This window comes from Paenibacillus sp. RC67, from assembly GCF_030020805.1.
In the GTDB taxonomy this organism is placed as follows: domain Bacteria; phylum Bacillota; class Bacilli; order Paenibacillales; family NBRC-103111; genus Paenibacillus_S.
This window is the reverse complement of the sequence record NZ_CP125098.1, coordinates 2372323-2390345: the sequence shown is the minus strand read 5'-3', so window position 1 is coordinate 2390345 and position 18023 is coordinate 2372323. Positions and strand designations below refer to the sequence as shown.

General features: G+C 43.9%; 21 protein-coding genes. 5 read left to right on the top strand and 16 right to left on the bottom strand.

All coding sequences use genetic code 11. The features are described 5' to 3' along the window. Window positions 1–121: 121 nt before the first annotated feature. Window positions 122–1408: a Gfo/Idh/MocA family protein gene (locus QMA13_RS10760; RefSeq protein WP_282941367.1), complete on the bottom strand. Its 1287-nt coding sequence runs from the start codon at window positions 1406–1408 to the stop codon at window positions 122–124. Window positions 1409–1549: 141 nt separating this feature from the next. On the opposite strand from QMA13_RS10760, the gene QMA13_RS10755 reads away from it, so the two are divergent. Then, a complete protein-coding gene (locus QMA13_RS10755; protein WP_282941366.1) occupies window positions 1550–2437 on the top strand; it encodes an AraC family transcriptional regulator in 888 nt (295 codons plus the stop codon). A gap of 264 nt (window positions 2438–2701) precedes the next feature. Here the strand turns inward: QMA13_RS10755 and QMA13_RS10750 are convergent, their stop codons facing one another. From QMA13_RS10750 to QMA13_RS10740, 3 genes are all read right to left on the bottom strand, one after another. Beyond that, window positions 2702–3817 (bottom strand): aminopeptidase, encoded by a 1116-nt coding sequence (locus tag QMA13_RS10750; RefSeq protein WP_282941365.1) that lies wholly within the window; start codon window positions 3815–3817, stop codon window positions 2702–2704. A 241-nt stretch (window positions 3818–4058) separates the two neighbouring features. Next, complete coding sequence (gene ndk / locus QMA13_RS10745; RefSeq protein WP_282941364.1) at window positions 4059–4502, bottom strand: nucleoside-diphosphate kinase; 444 nt, start codon at window positions 4500–4502, stop codon at window positions 4059–4061. 336 nt (window positions 4503–4838) lie between these two features. Beyond that, entirely contained in the window at window positions 4839–6659 is a 1821-nt protein-coding gene (locus tag QMA13_RS10740; RefSeq protein ID WP_282941363.1) for an ABC transporter substrate-binding protein, read from the bottom strand. Window positions 6660–6763: 104 nt separating this feature from the next. On the opposite strand from QMA13_RS10740, the gene QMA13_RS10735 reads away from it, so the two are divergent. After that, window positions 6764–6910: a hypothetical protein gene (locus QMA13_RS10735; protein ID WP_282941362.1), complete on the top strand. Its 147-nt coding sequence runs from the start codon at window positions 6764–6766 to the stop codon at window positions 6908–6910. A 120-nt stretch (window positions 6911–7030) separates the two neighbouring features. Then, a complete protein-coding gene (gene asd, locus QMA13_RS10730; RefSeq protein WP_282941361.1) occupies window positions 7031–8098 on the top strand; it encodes an aspartate-semialdehyde dehydrogenase in 1068 nt (355 codons plus the stop codon). 71 nt (window positions 8099–8169) lie between these two features. Here the strand turns inward: asd and QMA13_RS10725 are convergent, their stop codons facing one another. Next, window positions 8170–8724, bottom strand: coding sequence for a DJ-1/PfpI family protein (locus QMA13_RS10725; RefSeq protein ID WP_282941360.1), 555 nt, complete (start codon window positions 8722–8724; stop codon window positions 8170–8172). A 97-nt stretch (window positions 8725–8821) separates the two neighbouring features. Next, window positions 8822–9019 (bottom strand): alpha/beta fold hydrolase, encoded by a 198-nt coding sequence (locus QMA13_RS10720; protein WP_282941359.1) that lies wholly within the window; start codon window positions 9017–9019, stop codon window positions 8822–8824. 231 nt (window positions 9020–9250) lie between these two features. Between QMA13_RS10720 and QMA13_RS10715 the strand changes: the two genes are divergently transcribed. Further along, window positions 9251–9394 (top strand): hypothetical protein, encoded by a 144-nt coding sequence (locus QMA13_RS10715; RefSeq protein WP_282941358.1) that lies wholly within the window; start codon window positions 9251–9253, stop codon window positions 9392–9394. A gap of 97 nt (window positions 9395–9491) precedes the next feature. Here the strand turns inward: QMA13_RS10715 and QMA13_RS10710 are convergent, their stop codons facing one another. The 8 genes from QMA13_RS10710 to ytaF all read right to left on the bottom strand — a co-directional run bounded on the left by QMA13_RS10710 (window position 9492) and on the right by ytaF (window position 15631). Further along, a complete protein-coding gene (locus tag QMA13_RS10710) occupies window positions 9492–10748 on the bottom strand; it encodes an ATP-binding protein (protein ID WP_282941357.1) in 1257 nt (418 codons plus the stop codon). Between the two features lie 27 nt (window positions 10749–10775). Then, window positions 10776–11168, bottom strand: coding sequence for an MmcQ/YjbR family DNA-binding protein (locus tag QMA13_RS10705; protein ID WP_282941356.1), 393 nt, complete (start codon window positions 11166–11168; stop codon window positions 10776–10778). Between the two features lie 109 nt (window positions 11169–11277). Then, a complete protein-coding gene (locus QMA13_RS10700; RefSeq protein WP_282941355.1) occupies window positions 11278–12189 on the bottom strand; it encodes a sugar phosphate isomerase/epimerase in 912 nt (303 codons plus the stop codon). Beyond that, on the bottom strand, window positions 12186–12674 hold the full coding sequence (locus QMA13_RS10695; protein ID WP_282941354.1) for an NUDIX domain-containing protein: 489 nt from the start codon (window positions 12672–12674) through the stop codon (window positions 12186–12188). The genes QMA13_RS10700 and QMA13_RS10695 overlap by 4 nt, the downstream gene beginning before the upstream one ends. Then, the gene (locus QMA13_RS10690) at window positions 12675–13526 is read right to left on the bottom strand and encodes an alpha/beta fold hydrolase (protein ID WP_282941353.1); all 852 of its coding nucleotides are present in this window, start codon (window positions 13524–13526) and stop codon (window positions 12675–12677) included. Between the two features lie 12 nt (window positions 13527–13538). Then, window positions 13539–14312, bottom strand: a complete 774-nt coding sequence (locus QMA13_RS10685) for a DUF3891 family protein (protein ID WP_282941352.1) — start codon at window positions 14310–14312, stop codon at window positions 13539–13541. A gap of 15 nt (window positions 14313–14327) precedes the next feature. Then, window positions 14328–14774: an NUDIX hydrolase gene (locus QMA13_RS10680; protein WP_282941351.1), complete on the bottom strand. Its 447-nt coding sequence runs from the start codon at window positions 14772–14774 to the stop codon at window positions 14328–14330. A 221-nt stretch (window positions 14775–14995) separates the two neighbouring features. Beyond that, window positions 14996–15631 carry a sporulation membrane protein YtaF gene (gene ytaF / locus QMA13_RS10675; RefSeq protein WP_282941350.1) on the bottom strand — a complete coding sequence of 212 codons (636 nt, stop codon included), beginning with the start codon at window positions 15629–15631 and terminating at the stop codon, window positions 14996–14998. Window positions 15632–15764: 133 nt separating this feature from the next. Here ytaF and QMA13_RS10670 point away from each other — a divergent pair, with 133 nt between their 5' ends. Then, window positions 15765–16445 carry a DUF1232 domain-containing protein gene (locus tag QMA13_RS10670; protein WP_282941349.1) on the top strand — a complete coding sequence of 227 codons (681 nt, stop codon included), beginning with the start codon at window positions 15765–15767 and terminating at the stop codon, window positions 16443–16445. 44 nt (window positions 16446–16489) lie between these two features. Here QMA13_RS10670 and modB read toward each other — a convergent pair whose 3' ends face one another. Beyond that, window positions 16490–17149, bottom strand: a complete 660-nt coding sequence (modB, locus tag QMA13_RS10665) for a molybdate ABC transporter permease subunit (RefSeq protein ID WP_282941348.1) — start codon at window positions 17147–17149, stop codon at window positions 16490–16492. After that, complete coding sequence (modA, locus tag QMA13_RS10660) at window positions 17149–18003, bottom strand: molybdate ABC transporter substrate-binding protein (RefSeq protein WP_282941347.1); 855 nt, start codon at window positions 18001–18003, stop codon at window positions 17149–17151. The genes modB and modA overlap by 1 nt, the downstream gene beginning before the upstream one ends. Between the last annotated feature and the right edge of the window lie 20 nt (window positions 18004–18023).

The window sequence follows — 18023 nt, the reverse complement described above, 5'->3', positions numbered from 1 at the left end:
CTCCTAACTGTCTTTATAGATTTTCATAGATATCCAAAGTATAAACGATTCGTTCCCGCAAAAAAAGCGTAGGATCGCTTCTTCAAGCGATTTCCCCACGCTTTATGATGGAATGAGTAGATTAGAACTTAACCAAGTTAGCGACTTGAACCGGAAGTCCGGTTTTGATAGACTGATTGCCCGCAATACCTGTCAGGATAGACATTGCGCCATCTACGTGAGAAGCTGCACGATTGAAGCGATCCGGCGCTTTTTCTCCGAACAAGTCGTTCAACAGAACAGGGTCTCCGCCTCCATGGCCGCCTTTTGTTTCTTCAACTTTTACCTCGTATGGAGCGTCAAACATTGGGAATACAGTAATCTTCTTCCCTTTGACCGCACCTTCCAACGCTTGCTCGCCGCCAGAATTGACGTAGGAAGCTTCAATAACGTTCATTTCGATACGGCCTTTGCTGCCGTTGAAGCATACACGGAAGCCTTCCCAAGGTGCATATGCATATAAGTTATACGTTAGGATCGCATTGTTCCGGTATTTAACCATGACACCCATCGTATCTTCGATGTTGATGCCGTCTCCGAACACGCTTTGATCACGATAATATCCGTCTTCCTTCTCGGCATCCAAGTACATAGCCTTCAAGTTCTCATTTTGCTCCAAATGCAGAGCGAATGGATCGTTCTTAGCATATTCACTTCCTTGAGCACGAGAATAGAACTCGGTCACACCGCGTTTCTCTGCATTTTCACGACCGTAGAACATGAGGTCACCCAGCGCAAATACGGTCTTAGGCTGTGTTCCAAGCCAGAAGTTAACCAGGTCGAAGTGATGTGTCGATTTATGCACGAGCAGACCACCGCTGTTGCGTTTATCGCGGTGCCAACGACGGAAATAGTCAGCGCCATGCTTCGTATTGAGCAGCCATTCGAAATGCACCGAGTGCACATCTCCAATCGCGCCATCCATAATGAGCTCGCGGATTTTCGTATTGTGCGGAGAATAACGGTAGTTAAATGTTACGCGCAGGTTGCGGCCTGTTCTGTTCACCGCATCCAAAATTTCTTGACACTTCACTTCATCCACTGTCATCGGCTTCTCTGTAATGACATCGCAGCCTAGCTCCATTGCGCGGATGATATAAGTATGATGAGTCCGGTCCACCGTTGTTACAATAACGATGTCCGGTTTCGTTTCTTCAATCATACGTTCAAAATCTTGTGATTTATAAGTAGGAATCGGGCCCACACCGAACGGCTCCAATTTTTGGTTAGCAACATTCATCCGGGTTTGGTTGATGTCGCAAAATGCAACTAGCTCAGACGTTTCTTTATAATCGCGAGCAATGGACGTGTAGAAAAATCCGGCTCTACCTCCTGTACCCACGAGTGCATAGCGTTTACGACTTGACATCTATATTTCCTCCCTTGTCTGTGTTATTGTGAGTATAGCGCAATAAATATTCGAAAACAGCACGGAAATTGCTTACATTTCATTTTTTTCAACTTATATTGCACAAGCCCCTTTTTCATAATTTCAGGGAGGTCGGTCTTTATGAAACATTCCATACCACCAGACATGTTGAAGCCAGCGCCAAATCCGTTTTCTTTCGTTGCCGAAAAGGATGGCTTTCATCTGGATCATTCCATTCGTAAGAATACGTTCAATATGAAGCAAAACCATTCTCATGATTCATACGAAATCTATTATATGCGCGCGGGGGAGCGTTATTATTTCATCAAAGATCGCTCCTACCATGTAAAAAAAGGGGATTTGGTCCTCATCCAGCCTAACGTGCTGCACAAAACAATGGAAGCGAATTCTCCTCATCACGAGCGGATATTAATTAATTTCAAAGACTATTTTATGGAACCGATGTATCGTTCGATCCTGGAAGATTTATTCGAGGTGTTCGAGGAAGGGCCTATTCTTCATCCCGATGCAAGAGAGCTCATTATGGTAGAGTCTATTGTGGAAAAAATGCTAAGGGAGCAGCGGCAAATTCAATATGGTACTGAAGGTTATATTAGGCTGCTGCTTGGAGAACTGCTGCTTATGATTTATCGCCACGTTCAGCATTCAGACAGCAGAGGCAAAACTTCCGAGCACCCAACTACATTGCATCGTAAAGTATCCGATATTGTGAAATATATTAACGAACATTTTCGTGAGCCGATGTCATTAAAGGAGTTATCAGGGCATTTTCATATTAGTCCTTACTACTTGTGCCGCATTTATAAAGAAGTAACAGGCTTCGGTGTCATTGAATACGTCAACAGCTTGCGTGTGCAGGAAGCCCAGAAGCTGCTCAAATCCACTCGAATGTCCGTAACCGGCATTACAGAGCAGGTTGGGTTCGACAGCAGTACTCATTTCGGGCGCATCTTCAAGTCGGCTTGCGGCATGTCACCGCTGCAATATCGCAAGTGGGCGGGGAAGTAAAGAGGATGCACCGTTTGGTGCTGGGATTTTTGAGAAAGCAACGAAACTAAAAATATTGCTAAGAAATTCCAGTGGGGTATGCCCCTCCAGCCGCTGTTGAAACCCGTGAATTGGATTAGATTAATTGGTATTTTCACGAATTTCAAAGGCGGACGTAAACTCCTCCGAGGCACACCCCACTTACTTTTCAGCATATTTCTCAAAGAATTCCTTTCACAAAAATCAAAGGACGCAGCATTTGTGCTGCGTCCTCTTTTTATTTAATTAAATTAGATTTTCCGGATTCAACTGCTCCAGCTCCGCAATAACGAATTTACCGTCTTTACGAATCAATACGTCGTCGAAGTAAATTTCTCCACCGCCGAAATCCGGACGCTGAATCAACACCATATCCCAGTGAACGGAGGAACGATTACCGTTATCCGCATCTTCATAAGCATTACCCGGCGTGAAGTGAATGCTGCCGTCGATTTTTTCATCGAACAATATATCTTTCATCGGATACTTAATGTACGGATTCACTCCAATAGCGAATTCGCCTATGTATCTCGCGCCTTCATCCGTATCCAAAATTTCGTTCAGCTTCTTCGTATTGTTGCTCGTTGCTTCTACGATTTTACCATTCTCAAAGCGCAGAACCACATTCTCAAAGGAGGTTCCTTGGTAGATCGTTGGCGTGTTGTAGGACAAGGTGCCGTTAACCGTATTTTTCACAGGTGCGGTGAATACTTCGCCGTCCGGGATATTATTTTTCCCTGCACATGGAATGGCCGGGATATCCTTGATGGAGAACGTCAGGTCCGTCCCTTGAGCTACGAGCCTTACTTTATCCGTACGATTCATCAGATTAACAAGCGATTCCATCGCCTTTCCCATTTTGCTGTAATCCAGGTTGCACACTTGGAAATAAAAGTCTTCGAAAGCCTCGGTGCTTGTATTCGCTAGTTGCGCCATAGACGGATTAGGGTAGCGCATGACACACCATTTGGTATGATTTACACGCTGATCCGTTACTGGACGCTGGTATTCTGTGACGTACAGCTTCATTTGCGCTTCAGGAACATCCGATGTTTCAGTAATGTTGTCACCGCTGCGAACAGCAATATAGGCTTGCATCTGTTTCATTCGGTTCAGTTCCAGCTCTTTAAGCGTATGATACTGCTCTTTGGTACCATGCAGCATCAAGCTGCGGGTTACGGCTGGGTCGCGAAGCTCGATAAACGGATGTCCGCCGGCAGCATGTACTTCTTCAATTAAGCATTTGGTTAACTCTTGATCTTTGATCCCAATCATTTCAATCAAAATATTTTCACCCGGCTGAAGGTTCACGGAATATCGAATTAAATTGCTTGCCAATACTTTTAATCTTGGATCTCTCATCTTACAAATCTCTCCTTATCGGTTCGTATAACATAGCGGGACTAACCATACAAAAGTATATTTTACTTACCTGATTTCTATGGCAATACCTACATATCAATGTAACCAATTTTTAATAAAACATCAAACGAGCATTTTTTAGAGAGAGAAATGAGCTGTATCCTGCCAGAAAAAAAGCCACTCCCGATGTTCCCATCAAGGAGTGACTTTACTTCGACTCACAGATAAGACCTATAAAAGTCTAAATCCAGGTTTGAATAGCCCGTTCGTAACTCAATAGCTCTTCCGGTTTAAAAAACAAGGAGATTTCCCGTTCAGCGCTTTCAGGCGAATCCGATCCATGAATAATATTGCTTTCGGTGCGGACCACATAATCCCCACGGATCGTTCCAGGAGCAGCCTCCATCGGTCTCGTCTTCCCCATCATTGACCTGGATAAGGCAACGACCTGTTCCCCCTGCCATACCATGGCGAATACGGGACCTGAAGTGATGAAATCCACGAGCTCACCGTAAAATGGTTTGCTTGCATGCTCCGCATAATGCGTCTGTGCTGTCTCCGTGCTTATATGGATTAGCTTAGCTCCTATGAGCTGAAATCCTTTGTCCTCGAAGCGTTGAACTATTTTACCTATTAATCCCCGTTGTACACCATCGGGTTTGACCATCAAAAATGTTTTTTCCAAGATTACTGCACCTCGTCCCGCCGTCATTGTTAATGAATGGATTAACCATTATTACCCAATCTCACCTTTATTATAATAAGACTCTCCCAAAAATGTTATTATGTCGATTGCGCAAAGCGATTGCCGCCTGTGCCGCTGCGATAAAGACAAGGAGTACACGGAATGGGGCTCGTATATAAAGTTACTTATTGTTGATGAATTCACATCATTTCAATCAATCCTACTTTTAAATCAAAGAAAAAAGGAGCTTAGCAAACTCCATAGGAGTCTTTAAGATCCTTGACTTCGTTCTCATTTTTGCATTCTCGAATTCATAACCATCGTAGTGCTCGCCAATTAGGCTTCACGATGCAGTGCAACCGGCTCAAACCATACATCGCGAAATGGCACCCAACCTAAGGCATTCAATGAAACTCCTCTTAATGACGGATGGTAAAAGGTCCTCTGCTGCCAACGATACATAAAAAATACTGCGGCGTTTTTTTTCACTAATCGTTCCAGCTCGTTTATCCATTCCATTTGACCATCTGAACCGTACTCTAAATCGATTCTAAATATATTCCCGATGATCTGCTTTAACTCTGCAAATAGTTCATCGCTAAGATGTCTGCGAACGAAGCTGTTATCTGCCAAAAACAATTCCAATATCGACAACACCAAATCATCATCTAATATGATGACGTACAAACAAAGATGGCTTCGCTCTACCGTTTCGATCCGCTGCTTAGGGTCGTCACTGAAAACCTCCAACTGCAAATGGATGCCCATTTCACCCATCAGCTTTTTAAGCGCCTCCGCTTCTTCCACATTAGCTTGTGATACAGCTAAGAGAATTGGTTCTCCTTGATACCCACTTTCCTTAAGCAACTGTTCCGACAACTCAGGATTGTACAGCATATCTTGGCTAGAAGTATCCTGTCGAGGGACAAACCAGTCCGCCAAATAGGCATCGTCAGAATTTAGAAGTTCACTCCTCCTGCGATCAATTCCATGTATAATGGCTTGACGGAAGCAAAGCTGCTGTTGAGGGCCTTTCAGCTTGAGATTAAAGGTCAGCATTTTGCTACAGCCATCTGATAGTATTTTTATGTTATTCCGCTGCTCCTGTGATTCTTCCCCTCCGCGGGTTCGAATCCGATACATGGTACGTTCTTCGCAGCTTACTTTGCATTGTAGATCGGGAGTATACCATATTTCAATCCGATCCAGATGAGCCCTTTTATCGAAATAGCGGTTAAACGCTTCACACACTAGCATATTATTGTCATGCGAAACGACTTGAAACGGCCCCGTTCCAACAGGGTTACGTCCGAATGCATCGCCAAGAGAAAGTACCATATCTTCAGGTACGATAGAAGCTCTATCAAAGCTTAAACAATGCAAAAATAAGGAATTCGGCTGTGAAAGCTTAATCCTGACGGCATACCGGTCATATACTTCAATCTTTTCCACATTTTCAAACATCCATCGGTAAGGGGAGTCTATACCTTCATCACGTATTCGATCTAACGAGAACTTGACATCCTGCGCTGTCATTTCTCTTCCGTGGTGGAACAGAACGCCTTTGCGAAGATAAAAGAGCCAGCTTGTTCCTGTCTTATCGTGGCACCAATGATGAGCCAGATGGGGTTCAATGGTTTTGGTTTGCCTATTGTAGCGTACAATGTTGTCAAAAATTTGTTTGGCCATATGGGACTCAACAACAAAGGTGATGAATGGAGGATCAAGACATTGAATCGGCTTGTGGTATGGAACGCGAAGGGTATCCGTCCTATCCTCATCATTTCCTTCCGGTCGGTATCCGAATTGGCTCTCCAGCCAGTAGACAAACTGATCCCTCAAATTAGGTAAGTAATCATGCTCATCGATACAGGCAAACGCTTTTTGCAGATCCCCTTTCCCCACATGGCCCTGGGCCATCCGCAGAATGAGTGTCTCGCGACTAATCTGGAATACGATTCTGGAACGATGTCCTCTTCCTCGACCCGGAAGCCACTGAATCCACGACTGTTCTTCCATTTTTCTCAATACCAAATTCACATTTCGACTTGAGAAATGAAGCCATTCCGTTAATTGAGGGAGCGTAACTTCTATTTCTTCTTTTTCAAGCGCATTCGGAAGCTGCTTTCGAAGGGTCAGATAGTAATGTTCGAGCATGAATATCCCCTCCACAAATAAAAGATGAAGAATCCATTCCACATTCTACACTTTTTATTCATCTTTATCCAGCTATAATCAATAAACAAAAGGAGTGGATGACCATGATGAACTTATTTGAACTTGAAATGCAAATGAAAGAACGCCAAGTGGAAGTTGAACGTACAGCCAAATATCATTGGGCTTCTCAGATTTCTATGCTGGATTGGATTTTAGGCACTATAGCGTTTGGCATGATCAGTATGCTATAAAAGCCTGTGACAATTGATCGCAAATGAATAGCTTCACTTTCGGCTTTTTACTAATGAATTCAACATTTCATTGTGGTAGAATAGGATAAATTATCCATATCCAGGAAGGAGCCTGTTTTTATGAGCCGTTTAAAAGCTGCAATCGTGGGTGCAACAGGTATGGCTGGACAGCAGTTCGTTCAAGCGTTGACCGGCCATCCTCAATTCGAGGTCGTTCAGATGGTCACTTCAAGAAATGCTATTCATTATGAAAAGGCATTACTAGAATCTAACGGCAGTTCTCGCTGGACGCAAAATTCGCCGATTCCCGAAGATATGAGACGGATTCCTGTCGTAGCTTCGAAGGATTTTAAACCGGAGTCGGTCGACGTCATTTTTACTGCAATCGAATCGGACTTAGCGCAAGAGCTGGAACCATGGTTTGCCAAAACCACCCCTACCTTTTCTACCGCTTCTGCCTTCCGCTATGAAGAGGATACCCCCTTGTTAATCACAGGCATTAACGATGATCATGCTCATCTAATCCGAACGCAGCAAAGACGCAGAGGCTGGAAAGGCTTCGTGCTGCCTGTTCCGAACTGCACTGTGACAGGCCTCGCAATAACGCTTCAACCTCTACAGCTGCGTTTCGGAATCGATAAGGTGCTCATGGTATCTATGCAATCCATCAGTGGTGCAGGGAGAAGCCCAGGCGTTCGTTGCCTCGATATTTTGGATAATATCATCCCCTACATTCCCAAAGAGGAAGGCAAGGTCCGTAACGAGCTGTTGAAAATATTGGGGAATGTAACGGAAAATCAGCTCGCTCCCGCAGATATCAATATCAATTGTATATGCACAAGAGCCAATGTTCTTGACGGCCATACAGAAGCTGTCTTTGTCGGCTTGAAGCAAAAAGCAAAACTAACCGAAATTAAAGAAACGCTCTCTGGATATAATCCTTACCGCACACGTCCCCTTCATTCTGCTCCTGCTGAAATGATTCACATTTTTGATGATCCGTATCGTCCTCAGCCCAGACTAGACCGGGAACTAGGTGACGGCATGACAACCAGTATCGGCCGATTGGAGGAAGACCCTGTTTTAGGTGGGGTTAAATACGTCCTCGTCTCACATAATACGAAAATGGGTGCCGGCAAAGGTGCCGTACTGCTCGCCGAATCCATGCTGGATAAAGGTTTATTCTAGCTGCCAGAAAAAAAGCGCCGGAGTCAGAGGCGATCCCTCCGTTAACCGGCGCATTTTTTATAAGTTTATATTTAAGAAAGCTGCTTCAAAAACTCTCTCATGAATCCTGGTAAATCCGGCCACGCATGTCCCGACACGATATTTCCGTCCACATGCAGCGTATCTGAGGTAAACGTCGCTCCTAGCTGCTCTACATCGAACCGGCAGGCTGTATAAGCCGTCATTGTTCGACCTTCAAAAAATGATTTGTCCTTCAATGCTCCTAGCACTAATGCCGCATGGCAAATGGCTCCAACCGGTTTATTCGTCTCAAAGAAATGCGCTAAAATGCCCGGGACATTCTCATCAAGACGAATATATTCAGGAGCTCTTCCCCCCGGGATAATCAGTCCGTCAAATTGTGAAGGATCTACTTCCGAGAAGGAGATATGGGAATCAAGCTGATAACCCGGCTTCTCCGTATAGGTATCCCAGCCTTCAAAATCATGCACAACGGTACGCAGCGTCTTCTTCGTCGGCGAGGCAATCACGGCTTCATAGCCAGCCTCCAGCACACGATAATACGGATAATACACTTCAAGCGCTTCTACGGCATCTCCGGTGATGATAAGAATTTTTTTGGACAAGGGAATCCCTCCCGCAATATATTGTACTCCATTTCATTGTGATGCAAGTCCAATTAATTGTAAACGGGTGGAAAATAGCGTATTTTGTAGAAAACCATCAAAGTCCGTCAAGAAATTGTATCGTATATCGATTAAAGCAGTCCGGATTTTCCATATTGGCTAAATGACCGGCATCCGGAATTTCTTGAACAATCGCCATTTCAAGCTTTTCTGCTAATATAGCCGCCATCGCTTTGAAATCGTCCAGATCGTATTGACCGCTCAGAACTAAACAAGGAACTTGTATTTCCTGCAAACGGTTGATAGCCTTCTCACTCGGTCTAATGATGGGATTTAGCTTACACACCTCCCGTTTTTATGGATATGAATTTCATTTTGTGTGATTTTTTAAACAGAATCTTTCTTGAGGAAATGCTAGAATAATGTGTACACAATAGATGTATACATCTCTCATAAAAAGGAAGTTATAATGATGCCGAAGAAAGTTCTTAGAAGTCAATCTGCACATTATCCATTTCAAGTGTTGTTGAACAAAACTAAGGTTTTAACAAGAGAAGGTAAAGGGACGGTCATAGATAAACAGACCGAATGGATTTATGTTAAACTTGAGAAAAATGGAACGGTTATTAAAACGAGCATCTTTTTAACCGAGCTTATAGAAACCGCCTAAACCGGTTCAGACAAAAAGAGAAGCCCTGGTATCACTTTAATCTTCAGGGTTTCTCTCCGAACTGACCGCAAAGAGCGGTTTTTATTTATTTTTAATATCAAACCCTCGGAAACACGATCGTATATTCGGTTCCCTTCCCCAGCTCGCTCTTCAGCTCAATTTTCCCATTCATCTTTTTAATAATTCCAAAGGAAACCATCGTCCCGAGGCCTGTCCCCTTTTCCTTAGTGGAATAGTATGGCGTTCCAAGTCGACGAACCTGTTCCTCTGTCATTCCAACTCCTGTGTCGCTTACAACGATGGAAATATGGCTCTCCTTACTTTTGACATTAATAGCCAAGAGCCCCCCGTTGATCATCGCTTCAATCGCATTTTTACCGATATTGATGAATGCCTGCCTAAACTTATATTTATCTCCAACTATAAACAGAGATTCGTCTTGCAGCACATTCCCATCGATCTGGATATTGTGGTAATTGGCATAGGTAAGAAGCACATTGGATAAATACCGCACCTCTTCATTAACATTGATTCTTTCTATCACTTCCGGATCCGGTTTAGCCAGGGAAAGGTAATCAGTAATAATAACCTGAGCACGATCCAATTCCTCAAGGCAAAGCTTTTGATAAAATTGCTTTTTTTCTTGATCCAAGCTTGCCGATCCGAGCAATTGAATGAAGCCTCTTACTGTGGTTAAGGGATTGCGAATCTCGTGGGCTACTGACGCCGCCATATCGCTGACGATTTTTATCTTTTCACTGTTAATAACTTCTTCTTGCATATAAAAGTAAGAATTCAAAAATTCAATCAAGTACACACATAAGCCGGCAATAATCCCTTGAAGTAAGTAGGTTTCCAGCTTCGTAATAGGCTCGATCCATAATAGCTCCAAATGATCTGTCAATGAAAGATACATCGTAAAGGTTATCAATTTGATGAAGCTGCATAATAGGATGGCGCACCATACTTTCTGATGCAGCTTGAAAGACGAATACCTTTTGACGTAATACAAAAGAATTAAGAAGCTCGGTGCTAATGAAACAACATAAATAAGATTATTAGGGTTCCCCATAATAAAGCGGTAAGCCATAAGGGTTATATACAGAATGGCTGAAACAACAGAACCCCCATACAGCGAGCCGAGAGCTAGAGGAATAGACCGAAAGTCAAAGAGCAGCCCGTCAAGATGCGTAGGAAACGACATCGTCACGACCAAAGCGCATGAAAAAAGAGTATAGACCAGGAACTGGTACAGCAGAGGCTTTCGCTTCGTCTTATAAATATAAGGGTACAGTACGAATGGAGAAAAAATAAAAAATAAGTTCAATAAATAATCTTTAAAATAGATCAGCATACGTTCTCCCAGTTCTTCCCGCGATAACTACCTGTGCTCTGCTCGTTTAAGCATATTCACATATTTCTTTGGAGCGGTTCTAAAGTAACCCTCGATGATGAGCTCTTCAATTTCTTTCCAATCAGCTCGATCAAGATCCAGCACCGTAACCCATCCGTGATGCCCGATATAGGGCGTTTTCACATAATTAGTGTCTTCTTGTTGCAGAAGAAATTCCTGCGTATGCTTATCTGCCTTGATTGATAAGGAGACCGTTTCCTTCTCTCCCAGCATGACGAACGGCTTATCACTTATACGAAACGAAGTATGGCCGAATGAATCAACGTTCTCCGTTACTTCAGGAAATTGAGAGCAATGCTTCCTTATCTTCTCTACTAGCTCTAGTCCTTCTTTGGACGTTATTGGTTTATGATAAGTCATACTGCACTCCTATGTGCATCCCCTATGCATTGTTCGATCTGTTGAATATGATGCTTGTCATGAGGAATAAATTCAGAAAATTGCTTTAGCCATTTTGAGTTTGAAAGGCTCATAGCTCCTCCTTATCATATTCGTTCATGATTTGGTCAACCCATCTGTAACAAGCATCCAGCTCATGATCTTCAATTAAATCCGATCGATGCTCGAACAGAATTTTCACATCGCGGTTTTGCCGCCTAATGATGTTCAAATACGTTTCGATAGGAGCCCATCCCTCTTCGGAACGGAGAGTCGGAAGTACGGGATAGTGCCTTTGTATTATCCGATCCGTGAATTGTGCATTGCTAAGATGAATGATCTTCGCATATCGGGCATAGGTTTGCAGGATATACTCCGCATCGAAATAAGGATCGATTCTTGATTGGAGATAAAGTCTGGCCGTATCCAGACATAGCTTAATTTTATCGTACCTGTTCAGCAATTGTTCCAGCATATCAGTGTCATATATGTATCTGTTCAGCGCATCGATCTCCAACACCGGGGTAAAAGCATACTCTTCGCTCTTGATTGTCAGCCATTGAAACCACTGCTCCGTTTGCTCCCTGAACTGATTGAAGCTGATCTCGCTTTCGTATACATATTCTTCAGGTTGATCGAACTTCCACAAACTCCAATCAAAACGATCATCGAGAATAACCGGCTTTGGATAATGGAACAGTACATAATCCGGACGAATATTTCCTATATATTCCAGTTCTTTCTGGGCATAACGGTATGCCTGCTCTCTTAATGGAGGAACCATGGATAAAAACAGCGCATCGCGCACCTTGGATTGTCCTGCCCTTAGCGGAAAATGAATTCCAATATGAAATTGCTGGTTCTGAGCCTCTCGAATCAAATGCTGCGTATCTTCTTCCTGCTCGAATAAACAGGCTTCGATCCCATAGAAACCGTCCCGGAAATCCCGATTATATTTGGTATAACTGAATGAGCCGTGCTGGCCGATCATGAATGAGTTCATCGTATTATGCCCAAGTAGCTGTCCAGCTTATGGTCTTCAATCATTTCGATCGTTCTTCGTTGTTCTGCATATTGCTGGATATGACTTTTAATGTTGGGGTATAGAACAATAGAATCGAGACTCGACAACGGAACCCACTTCACCGCGGTTTGATGCAAGTCGGGCTCGGCTGGCAATCTCGGAACCTCATTTTCTTTTAAAGAGCATTCAAAAATAACGGACAACGTATGAGGAGAGTTCGGATAGTCCCCTGACTGCTTATGAGGCGTCATTTCATAGACAAAAGCAATCGGTCCGACGTCTACGGAGGCGCAAGTTTCCTCCAACACCTCTCTAGCTACGCCTTCCACAAGCGTTTCGCCCGGTTCAGCGCCTCCACCAGGCAAATTGTAGTGAATGCCGTTCTTGTCTTCATATTCGACCATTAATAAACAATTGGATTGAATGATTAAGGCACTGGGTCTTACACGAATATGATAAGCCATCTAAACATCTCCTCGATGATGAAAAAATGAGTACACTGCTTTCAGAAAAGATTCGGGTTCTTCCAGATGTGGACAATGATTGCTATCTTCAAGGATCACAAGGGTAGATTCGTGGATCAAACGGTGAATTTCTTCCGAGAACGACACAGGACATTGCGCATCGTAGCGGCCGCACATAATAAGGCTCGGCGACTTGATCCGAGATAAAAGGGAGCGTATATCGTAGTTCTTTAAATGCTTGTTGTAATAGTTTAGTCTAGACTGCACCGTTCTTCCGCTGCTCGGTCTGGAGAAATAACGGTCCCATCGTTCAGGGTGATGAAGCGACATCTCCGTCCACTCACGAGCCGCAGCTGCTATCTCTTCCTTCGATTCAGATTCTCTTAGTATAGTAAAAATTTCCTTGAGCCTCTTATTGTTGCTGTTAGCAATACAGTAAATGCTATCTTCATGCCTCATATAATCGTCAGAAGCTGCAGCTCCAACAGCGATTAATAAATGTAGACTTGCACCATAATGAACCGCATACAGCAGCCCGAGCATCCCACCTGTCGAGTGGCCTGCAAAGGACCATGAATCAAGCTGAAGCGATTCCCTTATTTCTTCCAGATCCCGCACAGACTCCAGCATACTGAGCTCGGATTCATCGTTCGGCTTATCCGAGTTGCCCGCATCCTTCAAATTAATAAGATAAACCTGGAATCGCTCACAGAACATGTCTGCAAAATAATTACCTTTGTCCGTGAAAGCAGAGTAAAAATGCGTTACACAAAGAGGGGGACCTGTACCTGAAACAAAATATTCAAAGGCTCCTCTATTCGTCGTAACCCTTTTTCTTTCCCAGCCAATCATCAACTACCCCCTTTACGATGACTTTACACAAGTGATTTCCTGCTCCTGCATCATTGTCTTAGCGTACGCTTTGTTCATCCCAAGCGTTCGTATTGCATCCTTTGAAACGCGCTTGATAGGTACAATCATCTTAAAATCGTGTTTAAACGGGAAAGGAGTCATCTTGATTTCGTTCTCGCTTATCCACTCTGCCATAAGCCTCCTACCGCCTTCTAGTAGAAGCGGCTCTGAACGTTTGAAGCCTTCCCGATACCAAGGATGCTCCTTTTCCTTGCTTGCTCCAGGGTTATTTAAACATACGTACAAAGAAAGATCGTCACAGAGCTGAAGCAGGTGGAAATGTCTTTCCAGCACTTCCTTTGGAACTTTAAGATTCTCCTCAAGGCGCGCTTGCCGACTAGCCTCACCGCTGCAAAAAGCAATACAGTCAGGGTGCAAGGAATTTCGTATATGCTGAAAAGAAGCATAGTGCATACTGCAGAGTAAAGCTGCGTAAGCATTTATTTGCTCCACTTCATCGATTCCCAGTTTATAAAGAACCAGCTTGGGCAGCATAGGATAATCGCTAAATGAAAACGGGACATGATCCTCATCATTCCAAATCGGTGTTTGATCCAGTCGGATCCAAGCTCGATCATGTTCATGTATAGCCTGCAGGACAACTGGAATATAAGCATTCCCAAGAAAGAGATCATCGCAAAAATGCGCCGCAAATTGACCGGATAAACCAGCATGATTATGCTGAGTTGTCATTATAAATTCATGTTCCGTTTCACGAATGATCATCGTTTTCCCTCCATTCTATTGGTAAGCCAGGTATTTTCCCACCAGTTCCTCCGCTCTAGCTATAATGTCCGTTCTCGCTCCATTACCTTCCAGCTTGGTTAACAGCTGAACTGCTGTTTCAAAATTCATAATGACATAGCCTGTTTTTTCAAAACCATCCGGTATCGGATGAAAGCTTTCAACCCTTGCTAAGAAGAACACGGTATATGTATCCGTTTCTTCCCAATACCAGCTTGCAAAAGGCATTGCCTCATCCCTGATCACAATGCCTGCTTCTTCCATCACTTCTCTATGTAAACCTTCTTTAATCGTCTCGTTACCTTCCAGCCTTCCGCCAATGGTCGTTAAGGCTAGTTCGTCTTTATCCCACACCATCATCATATCTCCGTTGTCCAATACGGGCACGCAATGAACTCCCGCGATGGGCTTGTCAGTAGGAAGATCCGAAATAAACGTTAGCAAAGGTTCTCCTCCTTAATGAATACAGGTCGTTATACTTGAAATTCACCAATCCCCTATATGCTACCACAAAATGACATATTGTTGCAGTAAATTCTTTCCTTTCCATACCTTATTAATTGTCTTTAATCAAAAAAAGTGCCCGCTATGCGAGCACCAAACTTCTGTCATAATAAGCATTCGTTGTCAGTAAAATAAATAGACAAGTTTCTATGCAGCCTTCGTTAGCCGAATAAAGCATTGCATGCGATCAGCAGCAAGATAACACCGCTCAATAGCGTACCCATTTGGCCTAAATTAAAGGAACCGATTCGAATTTCAGCAACTTTACGTCCTAAAGCCGTACCCAGCCATACGGTTATAAAACTTCCGATAGCAGCTGTTAAAGATATGGCTAAAGGCGATAAGCCGAGAAGTCCCGCTCCCAATCCATTTGTTACAGCATTAGCAGAAAGTGCCAAGCCAAGAATAACCGCTTCACCATACCCGATTTCGCCTGATTTATCGAGATCCGCTTTTTCCGGATTTTGCAATAGGCCTTTTAACGAGGCGGTTTCCGATTTCTCTGGCTCCAATGCTTGAGGCGAGTGCTTTTTCCGTGGGACGGCCAATAATACGATGCGAATCCCGATAATGATCAGCACAAAAGCCCCAACCAACGAAGAAAATATACCTGGTAAAACCTTGGAAATCCATTGACCGCCAATAATCCCAACCTCACTCAGCAAAAAACAGATGAGAGCCATAATGATATTAGATATAAGACCTATTCGAATTCCACGAATTCCGTAGGATATCCCTACTCCCAAATTATCTAAACTCGATGAAAAAGCGAATCCTAATATAAAAAGCCATGCCATTGAGCTCCACTCCTCTTTTCTTTATACACACATAGTATTGAGGATGTTGAGAAAACGTGCTTATCCACCTCAATTATTGTTGAGAAATATCAACACCCGTCAACACAGCTTGACTAGGGAAGGAGTTACTCTTATGAACAATAATGAACAAGAGCAGGGCCAGGATCTGGGCGAAATGTTAAAAGCGTTACTGAAAGAGCGAGCCCTGTCCATGCGTAAATTAAGCGCTCTTACCGGTATTGATACGGCTATCATCTCAAGAATTATCAATGGCAAGCAAAAAGCGAAAATGGACCATTTGCATCTTTTTGCTGTCCATCTCGGCATTCCATCGGAGCAATTGTTTCAAGCAGCAGGACTCGAGACCGGCGTCCGCTCCGTTCCCCACTATTCGGATATTCACGCTTCAGTAGACAGTATCAAGGACGTTCTCTTGAATTACAATTTGTTTGATTCCCAATTCACAACAGAGCTGGTTCGCAAGGAGTTGAATAAATACGAGCAGTATGCACTGACGGAAGAAGGACAGCGAATTATTGTAGATGATTTTCAAACTAAAGTCGAGAGTGTCAATAGCGCCGGACCGTTCATTGACGAGCTCAGGCAGATGTATGAGCTATTTTGCAAAAAAGAGCTTCCAACGCAAAAAAGAGCGATCTTGGGGAGCGCTCTTCTTTACTTTATTTTGTCAACGGATATCATTCCGGATTATGTTTTTCCCATTGGGTATTTGGATGATGCTATAGCGGTGCAAATCGTATTGGATCGACTATCTGAACAAGATCCGAAAACTCCAGCAGCAGATAACCCATAATCTTGAAGAGATGTGTTCATTGTGAATGGCAGCACTACTCCTGACTAGCTTCTCTTCCTGCCGGTTAACAGAAGCATAATGAATGAAATTAGGATCATGCTCCCCGTCCATGCCCACGCTAATGGCATATTGCCGGAATCTACGGCTACATAGATCGCTGTCGGAATCGTCTGGGTTTTGCCCGGAATATTGCCTGCTATCATAAGTGTGGCTCCGAACTCCCCAAGCGCACGAGCAAAGCCGAGAATAAAGGCTGTCATTAAGGAATGGGCAGCCAATGGAAGCGTCACATGCCAGAACACCTGCCACTCACTGGCTCCCATGGATCTACCTGCATCCTCCAGGTTTTTGTCTATGGAGGCAAAACCGACTTTCATCGTTTGGTAGACCAGAGGGAAGGCAACAACAATAGAAGCAACGACGGCAGCCCACCAAGAAAAAATAATCGGCGTCGAGAAGATCCATTCAATCAAACGGCCCAGCCCGCTTTTTCGTCCAAGAAGTACAAGCAGCAGAAAGCCGACAACTGTCGGCGGCAGCACCAGCGGCAGCATGAAAGCCGTCTCTATGATTATTTTCCCTCTAAACATCCTCCGTGACATCCACCAAGCTAACCAAACCCCCAGTATCGTAACCACCACACTGGACAATAGTGCTACTTGCAGCGATAATTGGACAGGTGACCAAAACTGAGCACCGTTCATTATGAGCTCTTAGGTACCGTGAAGCCGTATTTCACGAATACATCTAGAGCTTCCTTCGACTGCAAATAGGTGTATACTTCTTCGGCTTCCTTGTTGTGCTTTGTTGCCTTAACAATCCCAATCGGATATTCTACGGGCGTGTACCATGAAGGATTAACGGCGAATGCAACCTGTACCTTCTTCGAGGTCAGCGCATCCGTCTTATAGACGAAGCCGGCATCGGAATTGCCTGTTTCCACATACTGAAGTACTTGTCTTACATCCTTGCCCTGAACGGTTTTCGGCTGAATTGTATCCCACAGCTTTGCGTTCGTCAGTGCCTCTTTGGCATAATTTCCGGCAGGCACGCTTTCTGGAATCCCTACAGCTATGCTTTTCACGGACGGATTCACTAAATCCGCTTCCTTGCTAATGGCTTGCTTGGCATCAGCTGGAACGACAACGACCAATTCATTGGTCAGCAGGTTCTTTTGCTGCCCCTTATCGATCAGCTGCTTATCAACTAGCGCCTGCATATTCTTGGTCGCAGCCGATAGGAATAAGTCTGCCGGCGCCCCCTGTTCAATCTGCTGCTGCAGTGATCCGGAAGCCCCGAAATTAAAGTTCAATTTGACGTTGCTGTGCTTAGCTTCATATGTAGTCTGAATCTCTTTCAACGCATCGGTTAAGCTGGCTGCGGCCGAAATCGTCAATTCAACCTTTGTTACCGGTGCTGGACTTTGAGCCGCTGGAGTTGGGCTCGAGGCGTTTGAATTAGCGTTAGAGCCTTGCTGAGTTCCACAGCCGGAAATCACAACGGCAAGCCCGACAAGAAGTGAAATGGCGATGTTTCTTTTTTTACCATATTTAACCATTATATATTCTCCTTTGTTAT

Excerpts from the sequence above, each read along its gene's own strand:
- asd (WP_282941361.1), top strand. The coding sequence starts at position 7,031 with ATGAGCCGTTTAAAAGCTGCAATCGTGGGTGCAACAGGTATGGCTGGA.
- QMA13_RS10685 (WP_282941352.1), bottom strand. The coding sequence starts at position 14,312 with ATGATCATTCGTGAAACGGAACATGAATTTATAATGACAACTCAGCAT.
- QMA13_RS10690 (WP_282941353.1), bottom strand. The coding sequence starts at position 13,526 with ATGATTGGCTGGGAAAGAAAAAGGGTTACGACGAATAGAGGAGCCTTT.
- QMA13_RS10740 (WP_282941363.1), bottom strand. The coding sequence starts at position 6,659 with ATGCTCGAACATTACTATCTGACCCTTCGAAAGCAGCTTCCGAATGCG.
- QMA13_RS10750 (WP_282941365.1), bottom strand. The coding sequence starts at position 3,817 with ATGAGAGATCCAAGATTAAAAGTATTGGCAAGCAATTTAATTCGATAT.
- QMA13_RS10700 (WP_282941355.1), bottom strand. The coding sequence starts at position 12,189 with ATGAACTCATTCATGATCGGCCAGCACGGCTCATTCAGTTATACCAAA.
- QMA13_RS10735 (WP_282941362.1), top strand. The coding sequence starts at position 6,764 with ATGATGAACTTATTTGAACTTGAAATGCAAATGAAAGAACGCCAAGTG.
- QMA13_RS10760 (WP_282941367.1), bottom strand. The coding sequence starts at position 1,408 with ATGTCAAGTCGTAAACGCTATGCACTCGTGGGTACAGGAGGTAGAGCC.
- QMA13_RS10695 (WP_282941354.1), bottom strand. The coding sequence starts at position 12,674 with ATGGCTTATCATATTCGTGTAAGACCCAGTGCCTTAATCATTCAATCC.
- QMA13_RS10710 (WP_282941357.1), bottom strand. The coding sequence starts at position 10,748 with ATGCTGATCTATTTTAAAGATTATTTATTGAACTTATTTTTTATTTTT.
- modA (WP_282941347.1), bottom strand. The coding sequence starts at position 18,003 with ATGGTTAAATATGGTAAAAAAAGAAACATCGCCATTTCACTTCTTGTC.
- QMA13_RS10670 (WP_282941349.1), top strand. The coding sequence starts at position 15,765 with ATGAACAATAATGAACAAGAGCAGGGCCAGGATCTGGGCGAAATGTTA.
- QMA13_RS10705 (WP_282941356.1), bottom strand. The coding sequence starts at position 11,168 with ATGACTTATCATAAACCAATAACGTCCAAAGAAGGACTAGAGCTAGTA.
- modB (WP_282941348.1), bottom strand. The coding sequence starts at position 17,149 with ATGAACGGTGCTCAGTTTTGGTCACCTGTCCAATTATCGCTGCAAGTA.
- ytaF (WP_282941350.1), bottom strand. The coding sequence starts at position 15,631 with ATGGCATGGCTTTTTATATTAGGATTCGCTTTTTCATCGAGTTTAGAT.
- QMA13_RS10755 (WP_282941366.1), top strand. The coding sequence starts at position 1,550 with ATGAAACATTCCATACCACCAGACATGTTGAAGCCAGCGCCAAATCCG.